The sequence below is a fragment of the Streptococcus sp. GMD5S genome (genome assembly GCF_000298715.2).
Taxonomy (GTDB): Bacteria; Bacillota; Bacilli; order Lactobacillales; family Streptococcaceae; genus Streptococcus.
On sequence record NZ_AJRG02000012.1, the window covers coordinates 25468 to 47878 of the forward strand.

The 22411-nt window shown below is 44.0% G+C and carries 19 protein-coding genes and 1 pseudogene; 18 read left to right on the top strand and 2 right to left on the bottom strand.

Annotated features, from left to right (window positions below):
• The 8 genes and pseudogenes from purH to purB all read left to right on the top strand — a co-directional run bounded on the left by purH (position 1) and on the right by purB (position 7110).
• On the top strand, positions 1-1548 hold the full coding sequence (gene purH / locus GMD5S_RS0206660) for a bifunctional phosphoribosylaminoimidazolecarboxamide formyltransferase/IMP cyclohydrolase (protein WP_000161900.1): 1548 nt from the start codon (positions 1-3) through the stop codon (positions 1546-1548).
• A 120-nt stretch (positions 1549-1668) separates the two neighbouring features.
• A complete protein-coding gene (purD, locus tag GMD5S_RS0206665) occupies positions 1669-2934 on the top strand; it encodes a phosphoribosylamine--glycine ligase (RefSeq protein ID WP_000772223.1) in 1266 nt (421 codons plus the stop codon).
• Positions 2935-3220: 286 nt separating this feature from the next.
• A pseudogene (locus GMD5S_RS10875) lies at positions 3221-3313 on the top strand (phosphoribosylaminoimidazole carboxylase); the annotation flags it as partial.
• A 28-nt stretch (positions 3314-3341) separates the two neighbouring features.
• Entirely contained in the window at positions 3342-3830 is a 489-nt protein-coding gene (gene purE / locus GMD5S_RS0206670) for a 5-(carboxyamino)imidazole ribonucleotide mutase (RefSeq protein ID WP_000805605.1), read from the top strand.
• Entirely contained in the window at positions 3817-4908 is a 1092-nt protein-coding gene (gene purK, locus GMD5S_RS0206675; protein ID WP_000099072.1) for a 5-(carboxyamino)imidazole ribonucleotide synthase, read from the top strand. The genes purE and purK overlap by 14 nt, the downstream gene beginning before the upstream one ends.
• 1 nt (position 4909) lies before the next feature.
• Positions 4910-5038 (top strand): hypothetical protein, encoded by a 129-nt coding sequence (locus tag GMD5S_RS10845; RefSeq protein WP_272942513.1) that lies wholly within the window; start codon positions 4910-4912, stop codon positions 5036-5038.
• A gap of 24 nt (positions 5039-5062) precedes the next feature.
• Positions 5063-5641, top strand: coding sequence for a hypothetical protein (locus GMD5S_RS0206685; RefSeq protein ID WP_000031524.1), 579 nt, complete (start codon positions 5063-5065; stop codon positions 5639-5641).
• Positions 5642-5811: 170 nt separating this feature from the next.
• Positions 5812-7110: an adenylosuccinate lyase gene (gene purB / locus GMD5S_RS0206690; RefSeq protein ID WP_000610724.1), complete on the top strand. Its 1299-nt coding sequence runs from the start codon at positions 5812-5814 to the stop codon at positions 7108-7110.
• Positions 7111-7164: 54 nt separating this feature from the next.
• Here the strand turns inward: purB and strH are convergent, their stop codons facing one another.
• Both strH and GMD5S_RS0206700 read right to left on the bottom strand, forming a co-directional pair.
• Positions 7165-11196 carry an LPXTG-anchored beta-N-acetylhexosaminidase StrH gene (strH, locus tag GMD5S_RS0206695; RefSeq protein WP_000764174.1) on the bottom strand — a complete coding sequence of 1344 codons (4032 nt, stop codon included), beginning with the start codon at positions 11194-11196 and terminating at the stop codon, positions 7165-7167.
• Between the two features lie 302 nt (positions 11197-11498).
• Positions 11499-12215, bottom strand: coding sequence for a GntR family transcriptional regulator (locus tag GMD5S_RS0206700; RefSeq protein WP_001007181.1), 717 nt, complete (start codon positions 12213-12215; stop codon positions 11499-11501).
• A gap of 322 nt (positions 12216-12537) precedes the next feature.
• On the opposite strand from GMD5S_RS0206700, the gene GMD5S_RS0206705 reads away from it, so the two are divergent.
• The 10 genes from GMD5S_RS0206705 (at position 12538) to GMD5S_RS0206760 (ending at position 22410) form a co-directional block, all read left to right on the top strand.
• A complete protein-coding gene (locus GMD5S_RS0206705; RefSeq protein ID WP_000196618.1) occupies positions 12538-14325 on the top strand; it encodes a glycoside hydrolase family 35 protein in 1788 nt (595 codons plus the stop codon).
• Positions 14322-14798 carry a PTS sugar transporter subunit IIB gene (locus GMD5S_RS0206710; protein ID WP_000156968.1) on the top strand — a complete coding sequence of 159 codons (477 nt, stop codon included), beginning with the start codon at positions 14322-14324 and terminating at the stop codon, positions 14796-14798. Before GMD5S_RS0206705 ends, GMD5S_RS0206710 begins: the two co-directional genes overlap by 4 nt.
• 26 nt (positions 14799-14824) lie before the next feature.
• Positions 14825-15730 (top strand): PTS mannose/fructose/sorbose/N-acetylgalactosamine transporter subunit IIC, encoded by a 906-nt coding sequence (locus GMD5S_RS0206715; protein WP_000616990.1) that lies wholly within the window; start codon positions 14825-14827, stop codon positions 15728-15730.
• Positions 15717-16538, top strand: a complete 822-nt coding sequence (locus GMD5S_RS0206720; protein ID WP_000185287.1) for a PTS system mannose/fructose/sorbose family transporter subunit IID — start codon at positions 15717-15719, stop codon at positions 16536-16538. Before GMD5S_RS0206715 ends, GMD5S_RS0206720 begins: the two co-directional genes overlap by 14 nt.
• A gap of 3 nt (positions 16539-16541) precedes the next feature.
• Positions 16542-16946: a PTS sugar transporter subunit IIA gene (locus GMD5S_RS0206725; protein WP_000045701.1), complete on the top strand. Its 405-nt coding sequence runs from the start codon at positions 16542-16544 to the stop codon at positions 16944-16946.
• A 257-nt stretch (positions 16947-17203) separates the two neighbouring features.
• Positions 17204-18370: an SIS domain-containing protein gene (locus tag GMD5S_RS0206740; protein WP_000936014.1), complete on the top strand. Its 1167-nt coding sequence runs from the start codon at positions 17204-17206 to the stop codon at positions 18368-18370.
• A gap of 10 nt (positions 18371-18380) precedes the next feature.
• Positions 18381-19376 carry a tagatose-bisphosphate aldolase gene (lacD, locus tag GMD5S_RS0206745; protein ID WP_000040892.1) on the top strand — a complete coding sequence of 332 codons (996 nt, stop codon included), beginning with the start codon at positions 18381-18383 and terminating at the stop codon, positions 19374-19376.
• A gap of 145 nt (positions 19377-19521) precedes the next feature.
• The gene (locus GMD5S_RS0206750; RefSeq protein WP_000649412.1) at positions 19522-20559 is read left to right on the top strand and encodes an aldose epimerase family protein; all 1038 of its coding nucleotides are present in this window, start codon (positions 19522-19524) and stop codon (positions 20557-20559) included.
• A gap of 110 nt (positions 20560-20669) precedes the next feature.
• Positions 20670-21524 (top strand): VOC family protein, encoded by an 855-nt coding sequence (locus GMD5S_RS0206755; RefSeq protein ID WP_000220448.1) that lies wholly within the window; start codon positions 20670-20672, stop codon positions 21522-21524.
• Positions 21525-21837: 313 nt separating this feature from the next.
• Positions 21838-22410: a hypothetical protein gene (locus GMD5S_RS0206760; protein WP_000381574.1), complete on the top strand. Its 573-nt coding sequence runs from the start codon at positions 21838-21840 to the stop codon at positions 22408-22410.
• Position 22411 lies beyond the last annotated feature (1 nt).

Consider the following 22411-nt stretch of genomic DNA (forward strand, 5'->3'; position numbering starts at 1 on the left):
ATGACGAAAAAGGCCTTAATCAGCGTCTCAGACAAAGCGGGCATTGTTGAATTTGCCCAAGAACTTAAAAAACTCGGTTGGGAGATTATCTCAACAGGTGGGACAAAGGTTGCCCTTGACAATGCTGGGGTGGAGACCATTGCGATTGATGATGTGACGGGCTTCCCAGAAATGATGGACGGTCGTGTCAAGACCCTTCACCCAAATATCCATGGTGGGCTCCTCGCTCGTCGTGATCTCGATAGCCACCTTGAGGCGGCTAAGGACAATAAGATCGAGCTTATCGACCTTGTAGTGGTCAACCTCTATCCTTTCAAGGAAACAATCCTCAAACCAGACGTGACGTACGCTGACGCAGTTGAAAATATCGATATCGGGGGGCCATCCATGCTTCGTTCAGCAGCTAAAAACCACGCTAGCGTAACGGTTGTGGTAGACCCTGCTGACTATGCAGTGGTTTTGGACGAGTTGTCAGCCAATGATGAAACGACTTACGAAACGCGTCAACGTTTGGCAGCTAAGGTTTTCCGTCACACAGCAGCTTATGATGCCTTGATTGCAGAATACTTCACAGCTCAAGTGGGTGAAGCAAAACCAGAAAAACTCACTTTGACCTATGACCTCAAGCAAGCCATGCGCTATGGGGAAAACCCTCAGCAGGATGCGGACTTCTACCAAAAAGCTTTGCCGACTGACTATTCGATTGCATCAGCGAAACAGCTCAACGGTAAGGAATTGTCCTTCAATAACATTCGTGACGCGGATGCGGCCATTCGTATTATTCGTGATTTCAAAGACCGTTCAACTGTTGTGGCTCTCAAACACATGAACCCATGTGGAATTGGTCAAGCTGATGACATCGAAACTGCTTGGGACTATGCTTATGAGTCTGACCCAGTGTCTATCTTTGGTGGAATTGTCGTCCTCAACCGTGAGGTGGATGCTGCGACTGCTGAGAAGATGCACGGCGTTTTCCTCGAGATCATCATCGCACCGAGCTATACCGATGAAGCGCTAGCCATTTTGACCAACAAAAAGAAAAACTTGCGTATCCTTGCCTTGCCATTCGACGCTCAAGAGGCTAGTGAAGTGGAGGCAGAATACACAGGTGTGGTTGGTGGACTTCTTGTGCAAAACCAAGACGTGGTCAAAGAAAGCCCAGCTGACTGGCAAGTAGTGACTAAACGCCAACCAACTGAGACAGAAGCAACTGCTCTTGAGTTCGCTTGGAAAGCTATCAAGTACGTCAAATCAAATGGGATTATCGTGACTAACGACCACATGACACTTGGTGTGGGTCCTGGTCAAACCAACCGTGTGGCTTCTGTTCGTATTGCGATTGACCAAGCTAAAGATTGTCTTAACGGTGCTGTTCTTGCTTCAGATGCCTTCTTCCCATTTGCGGATAACGTGGAAGAAATCGCCAAGGCAGGAATTAAGGCCATCATCCAGCCGGGTGGATCAGTACGTGACCAAGAATCCATCGAAGCTGCGGATAAATATGGCTTGACCATGGTCTTCACAGGCGTGAGGCATTTTAGACATTAAAAAACGAAAGGGAAGAAAACAGTTTCTTTCCTTTTTTGGCTTAAAATACTAAGTGAAACAAGATTAAAACGAACGTTTATGGTATAATATTGGTAAATAATTCGCAAAAGAGGTTGAGAGATGAAGCTGTTAGTTGTCGGTTCTGGTGGTCGTGAACATGCGATTGCTAAGAAATTGCTTGAATCAAAAGACGTTGAAAAAGTCTTTGTAGCTCCTGGAAATGATGGGATGACTCTAGATGGTCTGGAATTGGTGAATATCTCTATTTCCGAACATTCTAAGTTAATAGAGTTTGCAAAGGATAACGATATCGCTTGGACCTTCATCGGGCCAGATGATGCCCTTGCTGCTGGTATCGTGGATGATTTTAACAAAGCTGGGCTCAAGGCTTTTGGTCCGACTAGGGCTGCAGCGGAGCTGGAGTGGTCCAAGGATTTTGCTAAGGAAATCATGGTCAAATATGACGTTCCGACAGCAGCCTATGGCACATTTTCAGATTTTGAGGAAGCCAAGGCCTATATCGAAAAGCAGGGGGCGCCTATCGTAGTCAAGGCAGACGGTTTGGCCCTTGGGAAAGGTGTCGTCGTTGCTGAAACAGTTGAGCAAGCGGTCGAAGCCGCTCACGAGATGCTTTTGGACAATAAATTTGGTGACTCAGGTGCGCGTGTGGTCATCGAGGAATTCCTTGACGGAGAAGAGTTCTCTCTCTTTGCCTTTGTCAATGGGGACAAGTTCTACATCATGCCAACGGCTCAGGACCATAAACGTGCCTATGACGGCGACAAGGGCCCTAACACGGGTGGTATGGGAGCTTATGCGCCAGTTCCTCACTTGCCACAGAGCGTGGTTGATACGGCGGTTGAGACTATTGTCAAGCCAGTTCTTAAAGGAATGATAAAAGAAGGTCGTCCGTATCTTGGTGTCCTTTACGCAGGGCTTATTTTGACTGCTGACGGTCCGAAGGTTATAGAGTTTAACGCTCGATTTGGAGATCCCGAAACTCAGATTATCTTGCCTCGTTTGACATCTGACTTTGCGCAAAATATCACGGATATTCTCGATGGCAAGGAGCCAAACATCACGTGGACGGACAAGGGTGTGACTCTGGGTGTGGTTGTCGCATCCCAGGGCTACCCGCTAGACTATGAAAAAGGTGTTAAGCTTCCATCCAAGACCGAAGGCGACATTATCACCTACTATGCTGGAGCTAAGTTTGCGGAAAATAGCAGAGCGCTGCTATCAAATGGTGGACGTGTCTATATGCTCGTCACCACAGCAGATACCGTCAAAGAAGCCCAAGAAACCATCTACCAAGAACTCTCCCAACAAAAAACAGAAGGCCTCTTTTACCGAACAGATATCGGAAGCAAGGCCATAAAAGATTAACAGACATATTTGCCATGGCGAGCGAAAGCGAGCCACTATAGAATAATCGTCGCAGTAGTGGAACTCCTAGTAGCTTTGCTACTAGGAGCGGAAAACTGGAGACCTAGGCTCCAGTTTTAGTAATGGAACGCCACAAGCGTTCGCTTACGTCCGCACTACATTAGACGATTATTAAAAAGAAAAATAAAAATTCACAAAATACGTTAATGGTCGTATGGTTTGCGAGCATTAGCGAGCTAATATAGAGCAATCACCGCCGTTGTGAAAGAAGGCTTGGCTTTGTTAGCCAAGCCTTCAGGGAAATCGGAAGACCTTGGGCTTCCGATTTAGGCATGAGACACCTTTGGTGGCTGCTGCCGTCCCTCACAACCTAAGGTGATTGTTGAAAGGAAGAAAAAGGAGAAGAAATGAAACCAGTAATTTCCATTATTATGGGCTCAAAATCCGACTGGGCAACCATGCAAAAAACCGCCGAAGTCCTAGACCGCTTCGGTGTAGCCTACGAAAAGAAGGTTGTCTCTGCCCACCGGACACCAGATCTCATGTTCAGACATGCGGAGGAAGCTCGTAGCCGTGGTATCAAGGTCATTATCGCAGGTGCAGGTGGGGCAGCCCATTTGCCAGGTATGGTTGCAGCTAAAACAACCCTTCCTGTCATCGGTGTACCTGTCAAATCTCGTGCTCTTAGTGGTGTAGACTCGCTCTACTCTATCGTACAGATGCCGGGTGGTGTGCCTGTTGCGACTATGGCTATCGGTGAAGCTGGAGCGACAAATGCGGCCCTCTTTGCCCTCCGTCTCCTTTCAGTAGAGGACCTGGTTATTGCGACAGCTTTGGCTGATTTCGCAGAAGAGCAAGGAAAAATAGCAGAGGAGTCTACAAATGAGCTCATCTAAAACAATCGGAATTATCGGTGGTGGTCAGCTGGGTCAGATGATGGCCATTTCTGCTATCTACATGGGGTACAAGGTTATCGCGCTGGATCCTGCGGCGGATTGTCCAGCCTCCCGTGTGGCGGAAATCATCGTAGCTCCTTATAATGATGTGGACGCCCTTCGTCAGTTGGCGGATCGATGTGATGTTCTCACTTATGAATTTGAAAATGTCGACGCCGATGGTTTGGATGCCGTTATCAAGGATGGACAACTCCCACAAGGAACTGACTTGCTCCGCATTTCTCAAAATCGCATCTTTGAAAAGGACTTTCTCGCAAACAAGGCCCAAGTCACTGTGGCACCCTACAAGGTTGTGACTTCAAGTCAAGACTTGGCAGATATCGACCTGTCGAAAAACTATGTCCTTAAGACTGCGACCGGTGGCTACGATGGGCATGGGCAAAAGGTCATTCGCTCAGAAGCAGAATTGGAAGAAGCCTATGCACTCGCTGACTCAGCAGACTGTGTCTTGGAAGAATTTGTTAACTTCGACCTTGAAATTTCTGTCATCGTATCAGGAAATGGTAAGGATGTGACGGCTTTCCCAGTTCAGGAAAATATTCATCGCAACAACATTCTTTCAAAAACCATTGTGCCAGCTCGCATTTCGGAAAGTTTAGCTGAGAAAGCCAAAGCTATGGCCGTGCGAATCGCAGAACAACTGAACCTTTCTGGAACGCTATGCGTGGAAATGTTTGCGACGGCTGATAATATCATCGTCAACGAGATTGCCCCACGTCCACATAATTCAGGCCACTACTCGATTGAAGCCTGTGACTTCTCGCAGTTTGATACCCATATTCTCGGTGTTCTGGGAGCACCATTGCCAGCTATCCACCTGCATGCCCCAGCCGTCATGCTCAATGTCCTCGGCCAGCACGTCGAGGCTGCAGAAACATATGTCACAGAAAATCCAAGCGCCCACCTCCACATGTATGGTAAAATAGAAGCAAAGCACAACCGCAAGATGGGACACGTGACCTTGTTTAGTGATGTACCGGATAGTGTGGTTGAGTTTGGGAAAGGGATTGATTTTTGAAATGACAGAAGAATTTGATGAATCATTAGATGTATATGATGCTGCGGATATTTGGTTATCTAACGGAATGGATGAAGATTACACATTTGGTTATTCGGAAGAAGAACTTAGACGTGCCTTGGAAGATTAGTTTATACAATATAAAGGATACACAATGTCAAAAGAAATTTTTAATTCTAAAGAAACTCTTCTTGCTGCGGGAGAAATTATTACCATTTCAGAAAAAATTGCTCAAGGCAAATTGACTAAGATAACTGAAATTGAAGATGAAAAAATTCGTGAACTCATTGAGAATGGAATTAAATATAGTAAATCTAATGCTGATAAAATTGGTGGTGCTTTAGGTGCCACTGCTGGAGGAGGTTTAGGTGTTGTTAGTGGGTTTGGTCTTATTACTTTAATGGCTGCTGAAGGAACAGCTGGGGCAGCAGTAGTTACTAGTGGTTTAGCGGGTATAGGAGCTGTATTTGGCGGAGGAATGTTAGCAGGTCTGGGAACGATATTGGTTATTCCAGCTGCATTAGCTGCAGTCGGAGGAATAGTTGGTTTGATACTTTCTTCTAAAAATAAAGTTAGTAGAAATGAGGCAAAAAAAGAACTTCTTTCTGAGGCAGCAAGGATTTTAATAGATTTGAAAATAAAAGTTCAGGAAGTGAATAGTGAGTTTGTGCTAGGTGCTCTATTAACACTTAAAGCATTGATAAATGATTTGAATAGAGATTTAGAAAATTAGAACAAAGCAGTAGTGACCGTAGGTCACTCACCAGATGTTTCACGCCGTGGGGAGAGCGTAAGCGACGGAATTGTTGAGACCTTAGGCTCAACAATTAGCCATGAAACCGAAGGTTTGCTGGCGTCCGCCCCACCTAAGTGAAACATCAAAAAGAAAGGATTTAAACAAAAATGATCAACCGTTACTCTCGCCCTGAGATGGCGAATATTTGGAGTGAAGAAAATAAATACCGTGCTTGGCTTGAGGTGGAAATCTTGGCTGACGAGGCATGGGCTGAGTTGGGAGAAATCCCTAAGGAAGATGTGGCTTTGATTCGTGAAAAGGCTGACTTTGACATCGACCGTATTTTGGAGATTGAGCAAGAGACTCGTCACGATGTGGTGGCTTTCACGCGTGCGGTTTCTGAGACTCTTGGTGAAGAGCGCAAGTGGGTTCACTATGGTTTGACTTCTACCGACGTGGTGGATACTGCCTACGGTTACCTCTACAAGCAGGCCAACGACATTATCCGTCGTGACCTTGAAAACTTCACCAACATCATCGCTGACAAGGCCAAGGAGCACAAGTTCACCATCATGATGGGGCGTACCCACGGTGTGCATGCGGAACCGACGACTTTTGGTCTTAAATTGGCAACATGGTACAGCGAAATGAAGCGCAACATCGAGCGTTTCGAACATGCGGCTGCTGGTGTGGAAGCTGGTAAGATTTCTGGTGCGGTTGGTAACTTTGCCAACATCCCACCATTCGTTGAAAAATACGTCTGCGACAAACTCGGTATCCGTGCTCAAGAAATCTCTACACAGGTGCTTCCTCGTGACCTTCACGCTGAGTACTTCGCAGTTCTTGCCAGCATCGCAACTTCTATCGAGCGTATGGCGACTGAAATTCGTGGTCTTCAAAAATCTGAGCAACGCGAAGTAGAAGAGTTCTTTGCCAAAGGTCAAAAAGGGTCTTCAGCCATGCCTCACAAACGCAACCCTATCGGTTCTGAAAACATGACAGGTCTTGCGCGTGTTATCCGTGGTCACATGGTGACGGCCTATGAAAACGTAGCCCTTTGGCACGAACGTGACATCTCTCACTCATCAGCTGAGCGCATCATCACACCAGATACGACTATTTTGATCGACTACATGCTCAACCGTTTCGGAAATATCGTCAAGAATTTGACGGTCTTCCCAGAAAACATGATCCGCAACATGAACTCAACTTTCGGTCTTATCTTTAGCCAACGTGCGATGTTGACCTTGATTGAAAAAGGCATGACGCGTGAACAAGCCTATGACTTGGTGCAACCAAAAACAGCTTACTCTTGGGACAACCAAGTAGACTTTAAACCACTTTTGGAAGCCGATCCAGAAGTAACCTCACGTCTGACTCAAGAAGAAATCGACGAAATCTTCAACCCTGCATACTACACTAAACGAGTAGAGGATATCTTTGAACGTATCGGACTTGGTGACTAATCATAACAAAAAGCGAGATTCAATCTCGCTTTTTTGTATTCTCTTAGAAGAATCTTAGTCTTCTTTTCTCTTAGTCAGTCCGTAGGCTGCTAGAGTCGCCATGAGTCCTGCTGCGACCAAACCTGCAGAGTTTTGACTTCCTGTTGCAGGGAGTTGTTTTTCATCTGCTTTGGCAGTAGTTGGTGCAGTTTGCTCAGCTTTCTCAGCGGCAGTGCCGACTTCAACAACTTGAGTGACTGCTTCCTGTGTTACCACGCTATTGACAAGCGTTCTTTCTTCTTTTCCATCAGCACTAGTGCTCACAGAGTAGAAGGCAGTACGGTGGCCGTTAGCTCCTTTAGTAACAACTTGCGTTTGTCCTTTTGGCAATTGAGGATTTTCACGTGTCACAGTAGTGAATGGAATTTCTTCCTCTTGGATATCCAGTCTTGGTTTTGTTTCTGCGGTTGGAGCAAGACCGTGTTCGTCCCCTACATGGGTTACAAGAGTTCCGACTTCAATAACTTGGGTCACTGCTTCTTGGGTCACAAGGCTATCTACAAGAGTTTTCACTTCCTTACCGTCAGCACTAGTGCTCACAGAGTAGTAATGACTGCGACGACCGTTAGCGCCTTTAGTAACGACTTGAGTCTTCCCTTTGAGTAAGAGTGGATTTTCACGTGTCACAGTAGTGAACGGAATCTCTTCTTCTTGGATATCCAGTCTTGGTTTCGCTTCGGCAGCTGGAGCAAGGCCACTTTCATCCCCTTTGTGGGTAATAGGGGCACCGATTTCAACCACTTGGGTCACAGGTTCTTTGGTTACTTGGCTATCTAGAACGGTTTCTGTTTGTTTACCATTTTCAGTAAGGACAGAGATGTAATGAGTGCGTTCGCCATCTACACCTGGTGTGACAATCTTTTCTTGCTTAGCTGGGAGGTTCGGATTTTCCTTCTTGATAACTTCAAATGGAATCTTTTCTGCTCTTGTGATGAGTTCCGGTTTGGTTTCAACATTGGCAGCTAGTTCATTTTCATCGAGGCTTCCTGAGTGAGTTGCCGCTGGTTTTAGGCCTAGGCGGGCTGCCTTGAGTTTAGCTACGAGAGCGTCTAACTCGGCTTGTTTGCTGCGATTGAGGTTGTAGTTGAGAGCCTCTTTAGCTGCATTTAGAGCATCAAGGCTTTCTTTGCTGTATCCCTCCAAGTTAGTAGGGATTTGAGCTAGCTCCTCACGGAGAGCATTGTAGTCAGCGCGGAAGTAGTCTTTGTTGTGGTCTGCAAAGGCGGTCATAAGTTCAAAGATTTCTTCTTCCTTGTACTCGGCACTTGGTTTATCTGCCCAGATAGCAAGCATACTACCAATAGTAGGAAGGTCAACTTCAGGGTATTTAGTTGATGCTAGTTGATTAAATGGAGTTTTCTCGGTATTTTCGAGAGCTTTTTTGAGGAAGCCACCACCATCTTCTGGTTTTTGACCGAGAATGTAGTACCAGTCTCCGTTGGTATTAAGGAATTTATAGCCTTTACTTGCAAGGTACTGTGGAGATGCAAGGTTGTAGCCCCACCATCCTTTAGACCAGTAAGAGATGATGACATCCTTGTCAAACTCAACATCATCCTTGTCCTCGTAGTAGAAACCATCGTTGAAGGCCATCGGTTGAAGGCCTCTTTCTTTAGCCATAGCAGCAAGAGTGTTGGCATATTCAGCAAACTTGCCATAGAGTCCATACCATTTGAGGTAGTACCAACCTTGAGCGTTGGTAACGTCATTAGCGTATTCGTCTGTACCGTAGTTAAAGATCTTAGTCTTGCCTGCAAAGAAGTCCATGTACTTGCCGATAAGGGCTTTTGTAAAGTTCATCGCTTCTTCATTTTCAAGGTCCATGGTTGTTTTAGAGACCTTGTCAAAGTTGGCTTGAGGGTTTGCGATACCTAATTTTTCCATAGCGACAAGCATGGCATCCATGTGACCTGGGCTGTTGATCGCTGGGATGAGTCCAATCCCTTTTGATTTTGCGTACTCAATCAATTCAGTGATTTCAGTCTGACTAAGAGTGGTTCCGTTTGGATCATCGTAGTAAGCTTTTGTTCCTTCAATGATGGCATTTTTGACATCGTCACTTGCATAAGTTTTTCCGTTAGCAGTGATAGTCATGTCATCAAGTAGGAAGCGAAGTCCGTCATTTCCTAGGAGGAGATGCACATCAGAATATCCAAGTTCACTAGCTTTATCAATGATACGTTTGAGTTGTTCAGCTGAGAAGTACTTACGTCCAGCGTCAATTGAGATCACCTTGTTCTTGGCAAGTTTTTCAACTTCGCGTTTCGCGTCTTCCTCTTTTTGAGCTTCTGGTGTGAATGTTAGGTTGCTGACAGCTTCTTGGAGTTTTGCAATTGCTTGGTCAATGGTGTCTTGTTGGGCACGACTGAGGTTGCTATCGAGTGAGCGAATGGCTTTTTCAGCTTCTTTGACAGCCGCGACACTTTCTGCAGTATAGCGGTTAAGGTCTGTTGGGACTTCTTTCAGAGCTTGCTCAGCAGACTCATAGTCGGCAGCAAAGTATTCAGCATTGGCATTTGCGAAGCTACGCATGAGTTTGAAGAGGCGTGATGGTGAATAGCGTGCAGATGGGGTATCCGCCCAAGCAGCTACCATACCCCCGATGAACGGGATAGTAGCTCCATCAGATTTTGGTACAGAAGTGATTGGAGTGTTCTTGATACCATTGAGTCCTTGGTCGAGGTTGTACCATCCTTGGCCATCGGCATTTCGTCCGAGGACGTAGTACCAAGCATCGTTGGTATTAAGGATTTGGTGGCCTTTTTCAACTAGAAGTTTAGAAGAAGCGACGTCGTATCCGCCCCATCCACCAGTCCACATAGAAACGATGATATCTTTGTCAAAGGTTCCAAAGCTAGTGTCGCTATTATAGTAGATACCATCGTTAAAGGCCATTGGTTTGAGGCCGTGAGATTTGACGATGCGAGCAAGGTCGTTTGCGTAGGCGATAAATTTGTCATAACCCTTATCTGGGAAGCCATCTTCGGGATACCACTTGTAGGCTTGAAGAACGCTCCAGCCTTTGGCGTTTGTAGCATCATTGGCGTACTCGTCTAGTCCGATATTGAAGATGTCAGATTTGCCAGCGAAGTAAGCAGCATACTTGTCGATCAGAGCTTTGGTAAATGCAACAGCCTCCTTGTTATCAAGGTCAACGGTACGAGCAGATTCCTTACCAAAGTAGTTGAAGTTCGGTTTTTGGATGCCTAGTTCTTTCATGGCATGCAAAATCGCATCCATGTGACCAGGGCTGTTTACAGTTGGAATGAGGCCAATACCTTTATTTTTAGCGTAGTTGATCAAGTCCGTCATCTGACTTTCTGTCAAATGGTTGCCGTTTGGATCCTTGTAGTAGGCATCAGTTCCGTTTTCGAGTGCACGTTTGACATCGTCGCTTGCATAGGTTTTGCCATTCGCTTTGATCGTCATGTCGTCCAACATAAAACGCATGCCGTCATTTCCAACTAGTAGATGAAGATCAGTATAGCCGTAGTGTTTGGCTTTGTCGATGATTTCTTTGAGTTGCTCTGGAGAGAAATACTTGCGTCCAGCGTCGATTGAGATCATTTTTCGTTTTGCCAGTTTTTCATTTACCTGAGCTGCTCGTTCCGTGCTAGGAGTGGCTACTGCAGGTGTGACGGCTTCATTTTTCTTTTCTGAAGAAGTGCTTTCAGCAGGAGTTTCAGCTGGGGCAGGGCTTTCTTTCTCGGCAGTAGGAGTTGGAGTAGCATTATCTGTCACAACTGGTGCGCTTGACTCTTCTGTTTTTGGAGCAACTGTTCGAGGAACCTCCTGGTCTTCTTTGACCTCCTCTTTTACAGGTTTGTCAGCCTTTTCTTCCAGTTTTTCTGGAACCTTGGAGTCTACAGCTTCTTTGACTGCTTGTGGACTCTCCTGAATTGTTTGGACAGTTTCTTCAGCTGTCGGAGCTGGAGTAATCCCGTCGGCAGATACGACTTGAGCGCTAAAAGCAAATCCTATCAGTACAGAAGCTGCCCCAACCGCGTATTTACGGATGGAGAAGCGCTGTTTCTTTTCTAGTTTCATGACAAAACCTCCTTGTTATTATCATATATGATAGCGTTTACATAAAACCAATTTTATTTTATTATCTAAGGAGTAAAATGTCAAGTGGGTTTATATAAGAACTATAATAAATAGAGGAAATCATAAGATTTAGGAGAAATTTGCTAATGAGGGATAAAACAGAGGAAAAACCAAATGAAAATTTACCTTGTTTTTAGTAAAAATGCTACTAATTAAATAAGAGCCCTTCATAGCGTTTTCCCAACTTCTTTCTCGTGCTATAATGAATATAGAAAAAGCCTAAGCTAGGCTCAGGCTTTTTCTTAATGACCTCGGTTACATGAGATGAATTTGATTTTGTAGTAGTCTGCTCGCTTATAAGTTTCACTATAGGCAAGGACTTGGCCAGTGGCCTCAAGTTTTGTAGTCTTCGTTTGGAAGACAGTTGGGAATTGTGTATCGATTCCGAGTACAGAAGCAGCATGCTCTGGAGTTGGGAATGCGATTTCGTTGATTTCCTCAAAATGTTCATCACTCATGTGAATGCGGTAATCCAATTTGAAACGTGTATAGATAGAGCTATAATAGTCAAGATTTGGATAGTTGGCATTGATGTATTGCTCAGGAATATAAGATGTGTGGTAGATGTATGTCACATCGTTTGTCTGACGAATACGTTCAATCTTATAGTAGAATTGATCTCCACGTAGTCCAAGTTTATCTAAATATTCAAGTTTGTTTCCGCGTTCGATAGAAAGGACAGTAACTTTGTCGTCTTTTGTTTCAAAGATTTCAACATCTGAAAACTCAACGAGTTTGTGCTTACGGGCACGTGAAACGAAAGTTCCTTTACCTTGTTGACGGACAATATAGCCGTCTTTTGCAAGGTCATTCAAAGCACGAACAACGGTGATCGAACTAACATCGTACATCGCAATCAATTCTGCTTCTGTATAAAATTTATCTCCACTCGCAAATTGACCTGAGATGATTTTGTTTTTTAATTCATCTTTAATATATTGGTATTTTGGAATAGCCATAATTTCACCTCGATTCTCTTTCTCCTACCTTGATTCTACCACAAATACTGAGAAAATAGTAGTATTAAGGTAAAAAAAAATTAAAATAATCGACTAAAGATGTTATGTTACATGTAAAAAATTTCATTTTCTAGCCTTGTGAATTATCATACATAAAAAAACGACTTTCATGCGATTTTTTGATAATTTCGGTAAACGGTAAGTAAAAAAATAGAAAAATTTTAAAGAATTTTCTAAAACCTATTGACAAATGCAAAAGATTTGATTATATTTAATATTATAATAAATGAAAGCGCAAACTTAATTCGTCAGAGGTAATAACATGACCAGATTTAAAATTGAGGACGATTTCTATTTAGACGGAAAACCGTTCAAGATTTTGTCCGGCGCCATTCATTATTTTAGGATTCCAGCAGAGGATTGGTATCATTCTCTCTATAACTTAAAGGCGCTTGGCTTTAATACAGTCGAGACCTATGTGGCTTGGAATTTACACGAACCTGTTGAAGGGGAGTTTGATTTTGAAGGTGCCAGAAATTTGGAGAGATTTCTTCAAATTGCACAAGATCTAGGTCTCTATGCCATTGTACGCCCGTCTCCATTTATCTGTGCGGAATGGGAATTTGGTGGCTTGCCGGCTTGGCTCTTGACAAAGGACATGCGAATTCGCTCGTCCGACCCGGCCTACATCGAGGCTGTTGCTCGCTATTATGACCAATTATTGCCAAGGCTTGTGCCTCGCTTGTTGGATAATGGTGGAAACATTCTTATGATGCAAGTCGAAAATGAATATGGCTCTTATGGAGAAGATAAGTCTTATCTACGAGCAATTCGAAAATTGATGGAAGACCGAGGGATTGATTGCCCACTCTTTACTTCAGATGGCCCATGGAGGGCTACTCTGAAAGCCGGAACCTTGATCGAAGACGACCTCTTTGTGACAGGAAACTTCGGCTCTAAAGCTCCGTACAACTTTTCACAGATGCAGGAATTCTTTGATGAGCATGGCAAGAAATGGCCCCTCATGTGTATGGAATTCTGGGATGGTTGGTTCAACCGTTGGAAAGAACCCATCATCACACGGGATCCTAAAGAATTGGCAGAAGCTGTTCGAGAGGTATTGGAGCAAGGCTCTATCAACCTTTACATGTTCCATGGTGGAACAAACTTTGGTTTCATGAATGGTTGCTCGGCTCGAGGAACTCTGGATTTGCCACAAGTCACATCATACGACTATGATGCCCTTCTCGATGAAGAAGGAAATCCAACTGCTAAATACTTAGCAGTCAAGAAGATGATGGCAACCCACTTCCCAGATTATCCACAGTTGGAACCACTCTATAAGGAAAGCATGGAGATAGGGTCCATTCCATTGGTCGAAAAAGTTTCCTTGTTTGAAACTCTGGATAGTCTCTCTAGTCCTACTGAAAGCCTCTATCCAAAAGCGATGGAAGAACTTGGTCAAAGTTATGGCTACCTTCTCTACCGCAATGAGGCAAGTTGGGATGCAGAAGAAGAACGTCTCCGTATCATCGATGGACGTGACCGAGCTCAGCTCTTTGTAGATGGTCAATGGATTGCTACTCAATACCAGACAGAGATAGGTGAAGATATCTACTGTCAGGGCAATCGAGAAGGCTTTTCAGAAATTGACATCTTGATCGAAAATATGGGGCGTGTCAACTACGGTCATAAGTTCTTGGCAGATACGCAACGTAAAGGAATTCGTACAGGTGTCTGCAAGGATCTACATTTCTTACTGAATTGGAAACAATATCCACTGCCACTGGATAATCCTGAGAAAATTGATTTTTCAAAAGGATGGACAGAAGGACAGCCAGCCTTTTACGCTTTCGACTTTACGGTCGAAGAGCCGAAGGATACCTACTTAGACTTGTCTGAGTTTGGTAAGGGAGTTGCCTTTGTCAACGGGCGTCACTTAGGACGTTTCTGGAACGTCGGCCCGACCCTCTCACTTTATATCCCTCATAGCTATCTCAAGGAAGGTGCTAACCGCATCATCATCTTTGAAACTGAGGGCGAATATAAAGAAGAGATTCATTTAACTCGTAAACCTACACTAAAACACATAAAGGGGGAAAACTTATGACAATTGTAGGATGCCGTATCGATGGACGTTTGATCCACGGTCAAGTAGCCAATCTTTGGGCTGGAAAACTAAATGTTTCACGCATTATGGTTGTAGACGACGAAGTTGTTAACAACGATATTGAAAAGAGTGGTTTGAAACTTGCGACACCACCAGGTGTGAAACTCAGTATCTTGCCAGTTGAGAAAGCAGCAGCAAATATCCTTGCTGGTAAATACGATAGCCAACGTCTCTTTATCGTTGCACGTAAACCAGACCGTTTCCTTGGTTTGGTCGAAGCAGGTGTTCCGCTTGAAACACTCAACGTCGGCAATATGTCTCAAACACCAGAAACTCGCTCTATCACACGTTCTATCAACGTGGTAGACAAGGATGTGGAAGATTTCCACAAACTAGCAGAAAAAGGTGTGAAACTCACTGCTCAAATGGTTCCAAATGATCCAGTTTCAGACTTTTTGAGCTTATTAAAATAGGAAAAAATTTTTAGGAGGTCATTGTTATGATACAATGGTGGCAAATTTTACTTCTCACTTTGTACTCAGCTTATCAAATCTGTGATGAGTTGACAATCGTTTCATCTGCAGGTTCCCCTGTATTCGCTGGTTTCATTACTGGTTTGATCATGGGAGATGTGACAACTGGTTTGTTTATCGGTGGTAGCTTGCAGTTGTTCGTTCTCGGGGTTGGTACCTTTGGTGGTGCTTCTCGTATCGACGCAACTTCTGGTGCGGTTCTTGCAACAGCATTCTCTATCTCTCAAGGTATTGATACAGATCTTGCGATTACAACAATCGCTGTACCAGTAGCAGCACTTTTGACATACTTCGACGTTCTTGGACGTATGACAACTACTTTCTTTGCACACCGTATTGATGCTGCGATCGAACGCTTTGACTACAAAGGTATCGAACGCAACTACCTACTTGGTGCGATTCCATGGGCTCTTTCTCGTGCCCTTCCAGTATTCTTCGCCCTTGCTTTCGGTGGAGAATTCGTACAAGGTGTTGTAAACCTTGTTAAAGAATACCAATGGGTTGCAGACGGTTTGACTCTTGCAGGTCGTATGCTTCCAGGTCTTGGATTCGCTATCTTGCTTCGTTACCTTCCAGTTAAACGTAACCTTCACTACCTTGCTATGGGATTCGGTTTGACAGCTATGTTGACTGTTCTTTACTCAAACGTAACAAGTCTTGGTGGAGCAGTTGCTGGAATCATTGGCACTCTTCCTGCTGAAGTTGCTGAAAAAATTGGCTTTGTTAACAACTTCAAAGGATTGTCTATGATCGGTATCTCTATCGTGGGTATCTTCCTTGCAGTTGTTCACTTCAAGAACAGCCAAAAAGTTGCTGTAGCAGCACCTTCTACACCATCAGAAAGTGGGGAAATCGAAGATGACGAATTCTAATTACAAACTAACAAAAGAAGATTTTAATCAAATCAACAAACGTAGCTTGTTTACTTTCCAATTAGGTTGGAACTACGAACGTATGCAAGCTTCTGGTTACCTTTACATGATCTTGCCACAATTGCGTAAAATGTATGGGGATGGAACTCCTGAATTGAAAGAAATGATGAAAGTTCATACTCAATTCTTCAATACTTCACCATTCTTCCACACTATTATCGCTGGTTTTGACCTTGCCATGGAAGAAAAAGATGGTGTGGGTTCAAAAGATGCCGTTAACGGTATCAAGACAGGTTTGATGGGACCATTCGCTCCTCTTGGAGATACTATCTTTGGTTCACTTGTACCTGCTATCATGGGATCTATCGCAGCAACTATGGCGATCGCTGGCCAACCATGGGGTATCTTCCTTTGGATCGCAGTTGCAGTTGCATATGACATCTTCCGTTGGAAACAATTGGAATTTGCCTACAAAGAAGGGGTTAACCTTATCAACAACATGCAAAGTACTTTGACAGCTTTGATTGATGCTGCATCTGTACTTGGTGTCTTCATGATGGGTGCTCTTGTAGCAACAATGATCAACTTTGAGATTTCTTACAAATTGCCAATCGGTGAAAAGATGATTGACTTCCAAGACATCTTGAACTCAATCTTCCCACGCTTGCTTCCAGCAATCTTTACTGCCTTTATCTTCTGGTTGCTTGGTAAGAAAGGTATGAACTCTACTAAAGCGATCGGTATCATTATCGTTCTTGCAGTAGGTCTTTCATTCATCGGTAAATTCTTGCTTGGAATGGGCGCATAATTTATGAGTAAATCATTAATTTTGGTGAGTCATGGTCGTTTCTGTGAAGAACTTAAAGGTAGCACAGAAATGATCATGGGTCCACAAGACAACATTCATGCAGTGGCTCTTCTTCCAGAAGATGGTCCAGAAGAATTTACTGCAAAATTTGAAGCTACTATCGAAGGATTGGATGATTTCCTAGTCTTTGCGGACCTTCTCGGTGGTACACCATGTAACGTGGTAAGCCGTTTGATCATGGAAGGTCGCGACATTGAACTCTACGCAGGGATGAATCTTCCAATGGTGATTGAATTTATCAATGCAAGCCTTACAGGTGCAGATGCGGATTATAAGAGCCGTGCTGCAGAAAGCATTGTAAAAGTCAACGACCTGTTAGCGGGCTTCGATGATGACGAAGATGAATAATACTCTTCGAAAATCAAATTCAAACTACGTCAGCGTCGCCTTGCCGTATATATGTTACTGACTTCGTCAGTCTTATCCGGCAACCTCAAAGCAGTGCTTTGAGCAACCTGCGGCTAGCTTCCTAGTTTGCTCTTTGATTTTCATTGAGTATAAGATGTAACTTAGAGCATCTTATATAGAATATACATGGGAATGGGAGTCACTCCCATTCCCATATTTTCAATAGGAATGAAACGACAATAGATTAGAGGAACTCTATGCTAAATTACACAAAAGAAGAATTACTTGAACTGGGTGCAGAAATCACGACTCGTGAAATCTACCAACAGCCTGATGTATGGAAAGAAGCTTTTGAAGCCTATCAAGCGAAACGGGAAGAAATTGCAGCCTTCCTACAAGGGATTGCGGATAAACATGACTATATCAAGGTCATCTTGACAGGTGCTGGGACTTCTGCTTATGTGGGAGATACCTTGGTGTCTTACTTTAAGGAAGTCTATGACGAACGCAAATGGAATTTCAATGCCATTGCGACAACTGATATTGTTGCCAATCCAGAAACCTATCTGAAAAAAGATGTGGCGACTGTCCTTGTTTCCTTTGCTCGTAGTGGAAATTCACCTGAAAGTGTGGCAACGGTTGATTTGGCTAAAGCCTTGGTGGATGACCTCTATCAAGTGACCATTACATGTGCTGCAGAAGGGAAATTGGCTCTTCAAGCTCATGGAGATGACCGCAATCTCTTGCTTTTGCAACCAGCTGCTTCTAATGACGCTGGATTTGCCATGACTTCTAGCTTTACATCTATGCTGCTAACAGCTCTCTTGGTCTTTGATCCTACAGAATTTGCTGTGAAAGCTCAACGTTTTGAAGTTGTGTCTAGACTTGTCCGCAAAGTTCTAGACAATGTAGCAGATGTCAAAGAGTTGGTTGACCTCGACTTTAATCGTGTCATCTATTTGGGTGCAGGTCCTTTCTTCGGCCTTGCTCATGAAGCTCAGCTCAAGATTTTGGAATTAACAGCTGGTCAAGTGGCGACCATGTATGAAAGCCCAGTTGGCTTCCGTCACGGTCCAAAATCATTGATCAACGAAGATACAGTTGTTTTGGTCTTTGGTACAACGACAGACTACACTCGCAAGTACGATTTGGACTTGGTTCGTGAAGTGGCTGGTGACCAGATTGCTCGTCGTGTCGTGCTCTTGAGTGATCAAGCCTTTGGTCTTGAAAATGTCAAAGAAGTAGCCCTTGGTTGTGGCGGTGTCTTGAACGATATTTACCGTGTTTTCCCTTACATCGTTTATGCTCAACTCTTTGCCCTCTTGACTTCACTCAAGGTAGAAAATAAACCAGATACACCATCTCCTACAGGTACAGTAAACCGTGTGGTACAAGGTGTGATCATTCATGACTATCAAAAGTAAGGAAGTGTCTATGAGTAAATTACAATTAAGTCCCAATAAAGTAGCTTGCTTGCAAAAACTCTCTGACGAGAACGGCATTATCTCAGCTCTTGCCTTTGACCAACGTGGTGCTTTGAAACGCCTCATGGCTCAATATCAAACAGAAGAGCCAACAGTGGATCAAATGGAAGAACTCAAAGTCTTGGTTGCAGATGAATTGACAAAATACGCTTCATCAATGCTTCTTGACCCCGAGTATGGTCTCCCAGCTACAAAAGCGCTTGATGCTAATGCTGGTCTTCTCCTTGCTTATGAGAAAACTGGCTACGACACAACAAGCACCAAACGCTTGCCTGACTGTTTGGATGTTTGGTCTGCAAAACGCATCAAAGAACAAGGCGCTGATGCTGTCAAATTCTTGCTTTACTATGATGTAGACAGCTCTGACGAACTCAACCAAGAAAAACAAGCCTACATCGAACGCATCGGTTCTGAGTGTGTGGCGGAAGACATTCCATTCTTCCTTGAAATCCTCGCTTACGATGAAAAAATCTCTGACGCAGGTTCTGCAGAATACGCAAAAGTGAAACCACACAAGGTTATCGGTGCTATGAAGGTCTTCTCAGACCCACGCTTCAACATCGATGTCTTGAAAGTAGAAGTTCCAGTCAACGTCAAATACGTTGAAGGCTTTGGCGAAGGTGAAATCGTGCATACTCGTGAAGAAGCAGCAGCCTTCTTCAAAGCGCAAGATGAAGCAACTAACTTGCCATATATCTACTTGAGTGCGGGAGTTTCAGCTAAACTTTTCCAAGAAACACTTGTCTTTGCCCACGAATCAGGCGCAAACTTCAACGGAGTTCTTTGTGGCCGTGCAACCTGGGCTGGATCAGTTGAAGCCTACATCAAAGACGGTGAGGCAGCGGCTCGTGAGTGGCTACGTACAACTGGTTTTGAGAACATTGGCGAACTCAACAAGGTTCTTCAAACAACAGCGACTTCATGGACTGAACGTGTAGAAGCATAAAACAGGTATAGAAGAATCCCCTTTTGTTAAGAAGATACTTAAGGTTTTCTGACAAAGGATTCTGAAAATAGAAACTACAACCATAGATGGTGAGACACTCTCTATGGTTTGTTTACTTAAGAGAAATGGATCAAAGGAGAGAAGAATGAAAGCATACACAGAACGTGTATTTGGAAATCATGAGGGCAAGGATGTCTTGGCTTATCGCTTTGAGACTGACAGTGGCTACCAACTAGAAATCATGACCTATGGTGCGACCATATTGCGCTATGTCACGCCTGACAAGGCTGGGAATTTTGCCAATGTGATTTTGGGTTTTGATGATTTTGATAGCTATGTAGGCAATAGTCCCAAGCATGGAGCAAGTGTAGGTCCTGTAGCGGGCCGTATTGCAGGTGCGACATTTGAGCTCAATGGTCAGACCTATAATCTTGAAGTCAACAACGCTAGCAACTGTAACCACAGTGGTTCAACAGGTTGGGATTCGAGCTTGTTTGAATTGGTCGAAGTGAGCGACCATGGCTTGACCCTCTACACAGAACGTACAGACGGAACAGGAGGATTCCCTGGTAATCTCAAGATCTGGATCAGCTATCACTTGGAAGAAACTGGCGCCTACGAAGTCAGCTATAAGGTGACGACAGATCAGGATACGCTTGTCAATCCAACTAATCACAGCTACTTCAACTTGTCTGGTGATTTCACGCAGACAGTTGACCGCCATGTCTTCCAGCTAAATACCGAGGGTATTTACCCAATCGCTCCGGACGGTGTTCCGGCTAAGACTCCAGATGCTACTCGTGATGTGGTTAAACACATCTACAATGGTGCTTTGTTGAAGGACATCTTTGAAGAGGAAGATGAGCAAATCCAGTTGGTATCTGGTTTGGATCACCCATTTGCTCTTCCTGCCGGTCATGACAATGCTGGTTTCCTTTATGACCAAAACTCAGGTCGTTTCCTGCTGTTCAAGACAGAGGCCCCTTGCTTTGTGGTCTACACAGCAAACTTTGTGGATGAGAGTGTCATCATAGGAGACCAACCAATGGTACAGCACAATGGGATTGCCCTTGAAGCGCAGGCTTTACCAGATGCCATTCATAGCGACCTCAAAGACCAAGTCATTCTCAAAGCAGGGGAAACTTTCACCAGCAAAACTCGTTACGAGCTTGTTGTCAAATAAAAAGAAGAGCTGGTTTCCAGCTCTTTTGAGTTGTCTTCGTTGACATTTTATCTCAATAGTGTATAATTGATGTAATTAATAAAGTTACAACAAACAAAAGGAGACACCCTATGACTTATGCATACCAAAGCCACATTTACCTAGCGGAGGCGGTTTTAAATGTCAAGGATTTGACGAGTCAAACGGCTTTTTATCACCAAATTATTGGCTTGGAGATTTTATCCCAAACAGAGACAGAAGCGATTTTGGGACTTGGTCGAAAAGCCTTGGTTCACTTGATTCAGGCAGAAAAGTCTGGCGAAGTAAGGGAGCATTATGGGCTCTACCATCTGGCGATTCTGTTGCCGACACGAAAAGCCTTGGCAGATGTCTTGAAACACCTAAGTGATTTGCGGATTCCTCTGGTCGGGGGTGCAGATCATGGATACAGTGAGGCTATTTATCTAGAGGATTTGGAAGGAAATGGCATTGAACTCTACCGTGATAAGCCAGTGTCTTCATGGGATATTCTAGAAGACGGCCGCATTATCGGTGTGACCGAGGCTCTTGCGGCACAGGACATCTATGAATTAGGGGAAAAGGTAGATCCCTTTATCCTAGCTGAAGGGACGAGAATGGGGCATATCCATCTATCGGTTAAGGATAGTCACGCAGCAAGTCAGTTCTATCAAAAGGTGTTAGGACTAGAGGATAAATTTAGCATTCCTAGTGCTAGTTGGATAGCGGCTGGTCAGTACCATCACCACCTGGCTGTCAACGAATGGGCTGGAAAGGGGCTAGCTCCGCGTGAGCAAGGCTTGCCAGGCTTGGCCTACTATGTCCTTGAGGTCGAAAGCAAGGAAGAACTCTTGGACATCGTTAAGCAAGCACAAGAGCTAGAAGCACCGATCAAGTGGTTACATTCGAGTGAGTTGAATCTTATAGACCCAGACGGCATTGTGACCCGCATTCGCTTGGCACGATGAAACGAGGAAAACACATTATTTATTTTAGAGACATAGGAAAAGGCGGACAAGCTCGCATTCTGTTTTTAGAATGCGGACTTGTCCGCTTTTTTATGAAATGACGAATCCTTTCTTGTCTTTAGCAATGGTATCTGCCGGGGATATTTTCCCTTTTCTGGGGGGTTCATGCTATAATACTAATAAACTTTTCTTTCTCTAGGAAGGAAAATGCTAAAAATCAGCTAGAATGCTGGCAATCGTCGTCACGATGCTTTTAAGAGAAAGTAGAACTTTGTTTGAACATCCGTATTGAGTTTAGGAGACGGGAAATAAGATGGACACAAGTGTAAAAAATTTAATCAGTATGGGCCCTCTGGAGGACTCTTTTATCTATTACGATCTGAAGAATCAAGTATTCTACGGTGTAAAACAAGGCATGAATTATTCAGCTATTGCAGCCCCTATTGCAATCTATTCCTTGCAACGGCTGTCAAAGTTGCTCAACCAAACCTTTGGAGATGTCTCATCCCCTCTTAATCTAATCTTCTTTATCTTGATGTCGCTGTTTTTAGTTTTTGGGACCATTCTCCTTGCCAAGTCTACCCGACGTAACATGAAGACAGATAGATTTAGAAAAGTCCGGCTGACAAAAGCCAATATCAAAACACTTAGGAGAAAATCAAGGGCGTTGACAGTAGTTGGCTACATTTTTGTTTTAATAACGATTTTTTCAGCCTATCGTTATCTGGCTGTTTCTGATTTTCAATTTTTAATTATGTACATGTTAGGGATTGGTATTCTTACATATATAGTTTATGATTTTCGGATGAAAACGCGCAAACGACTGTTCAAGGAGCTGATGGAGACATTACAGGACGGTAGCCGAGGGAAAGAGGGAGAAATGTAAG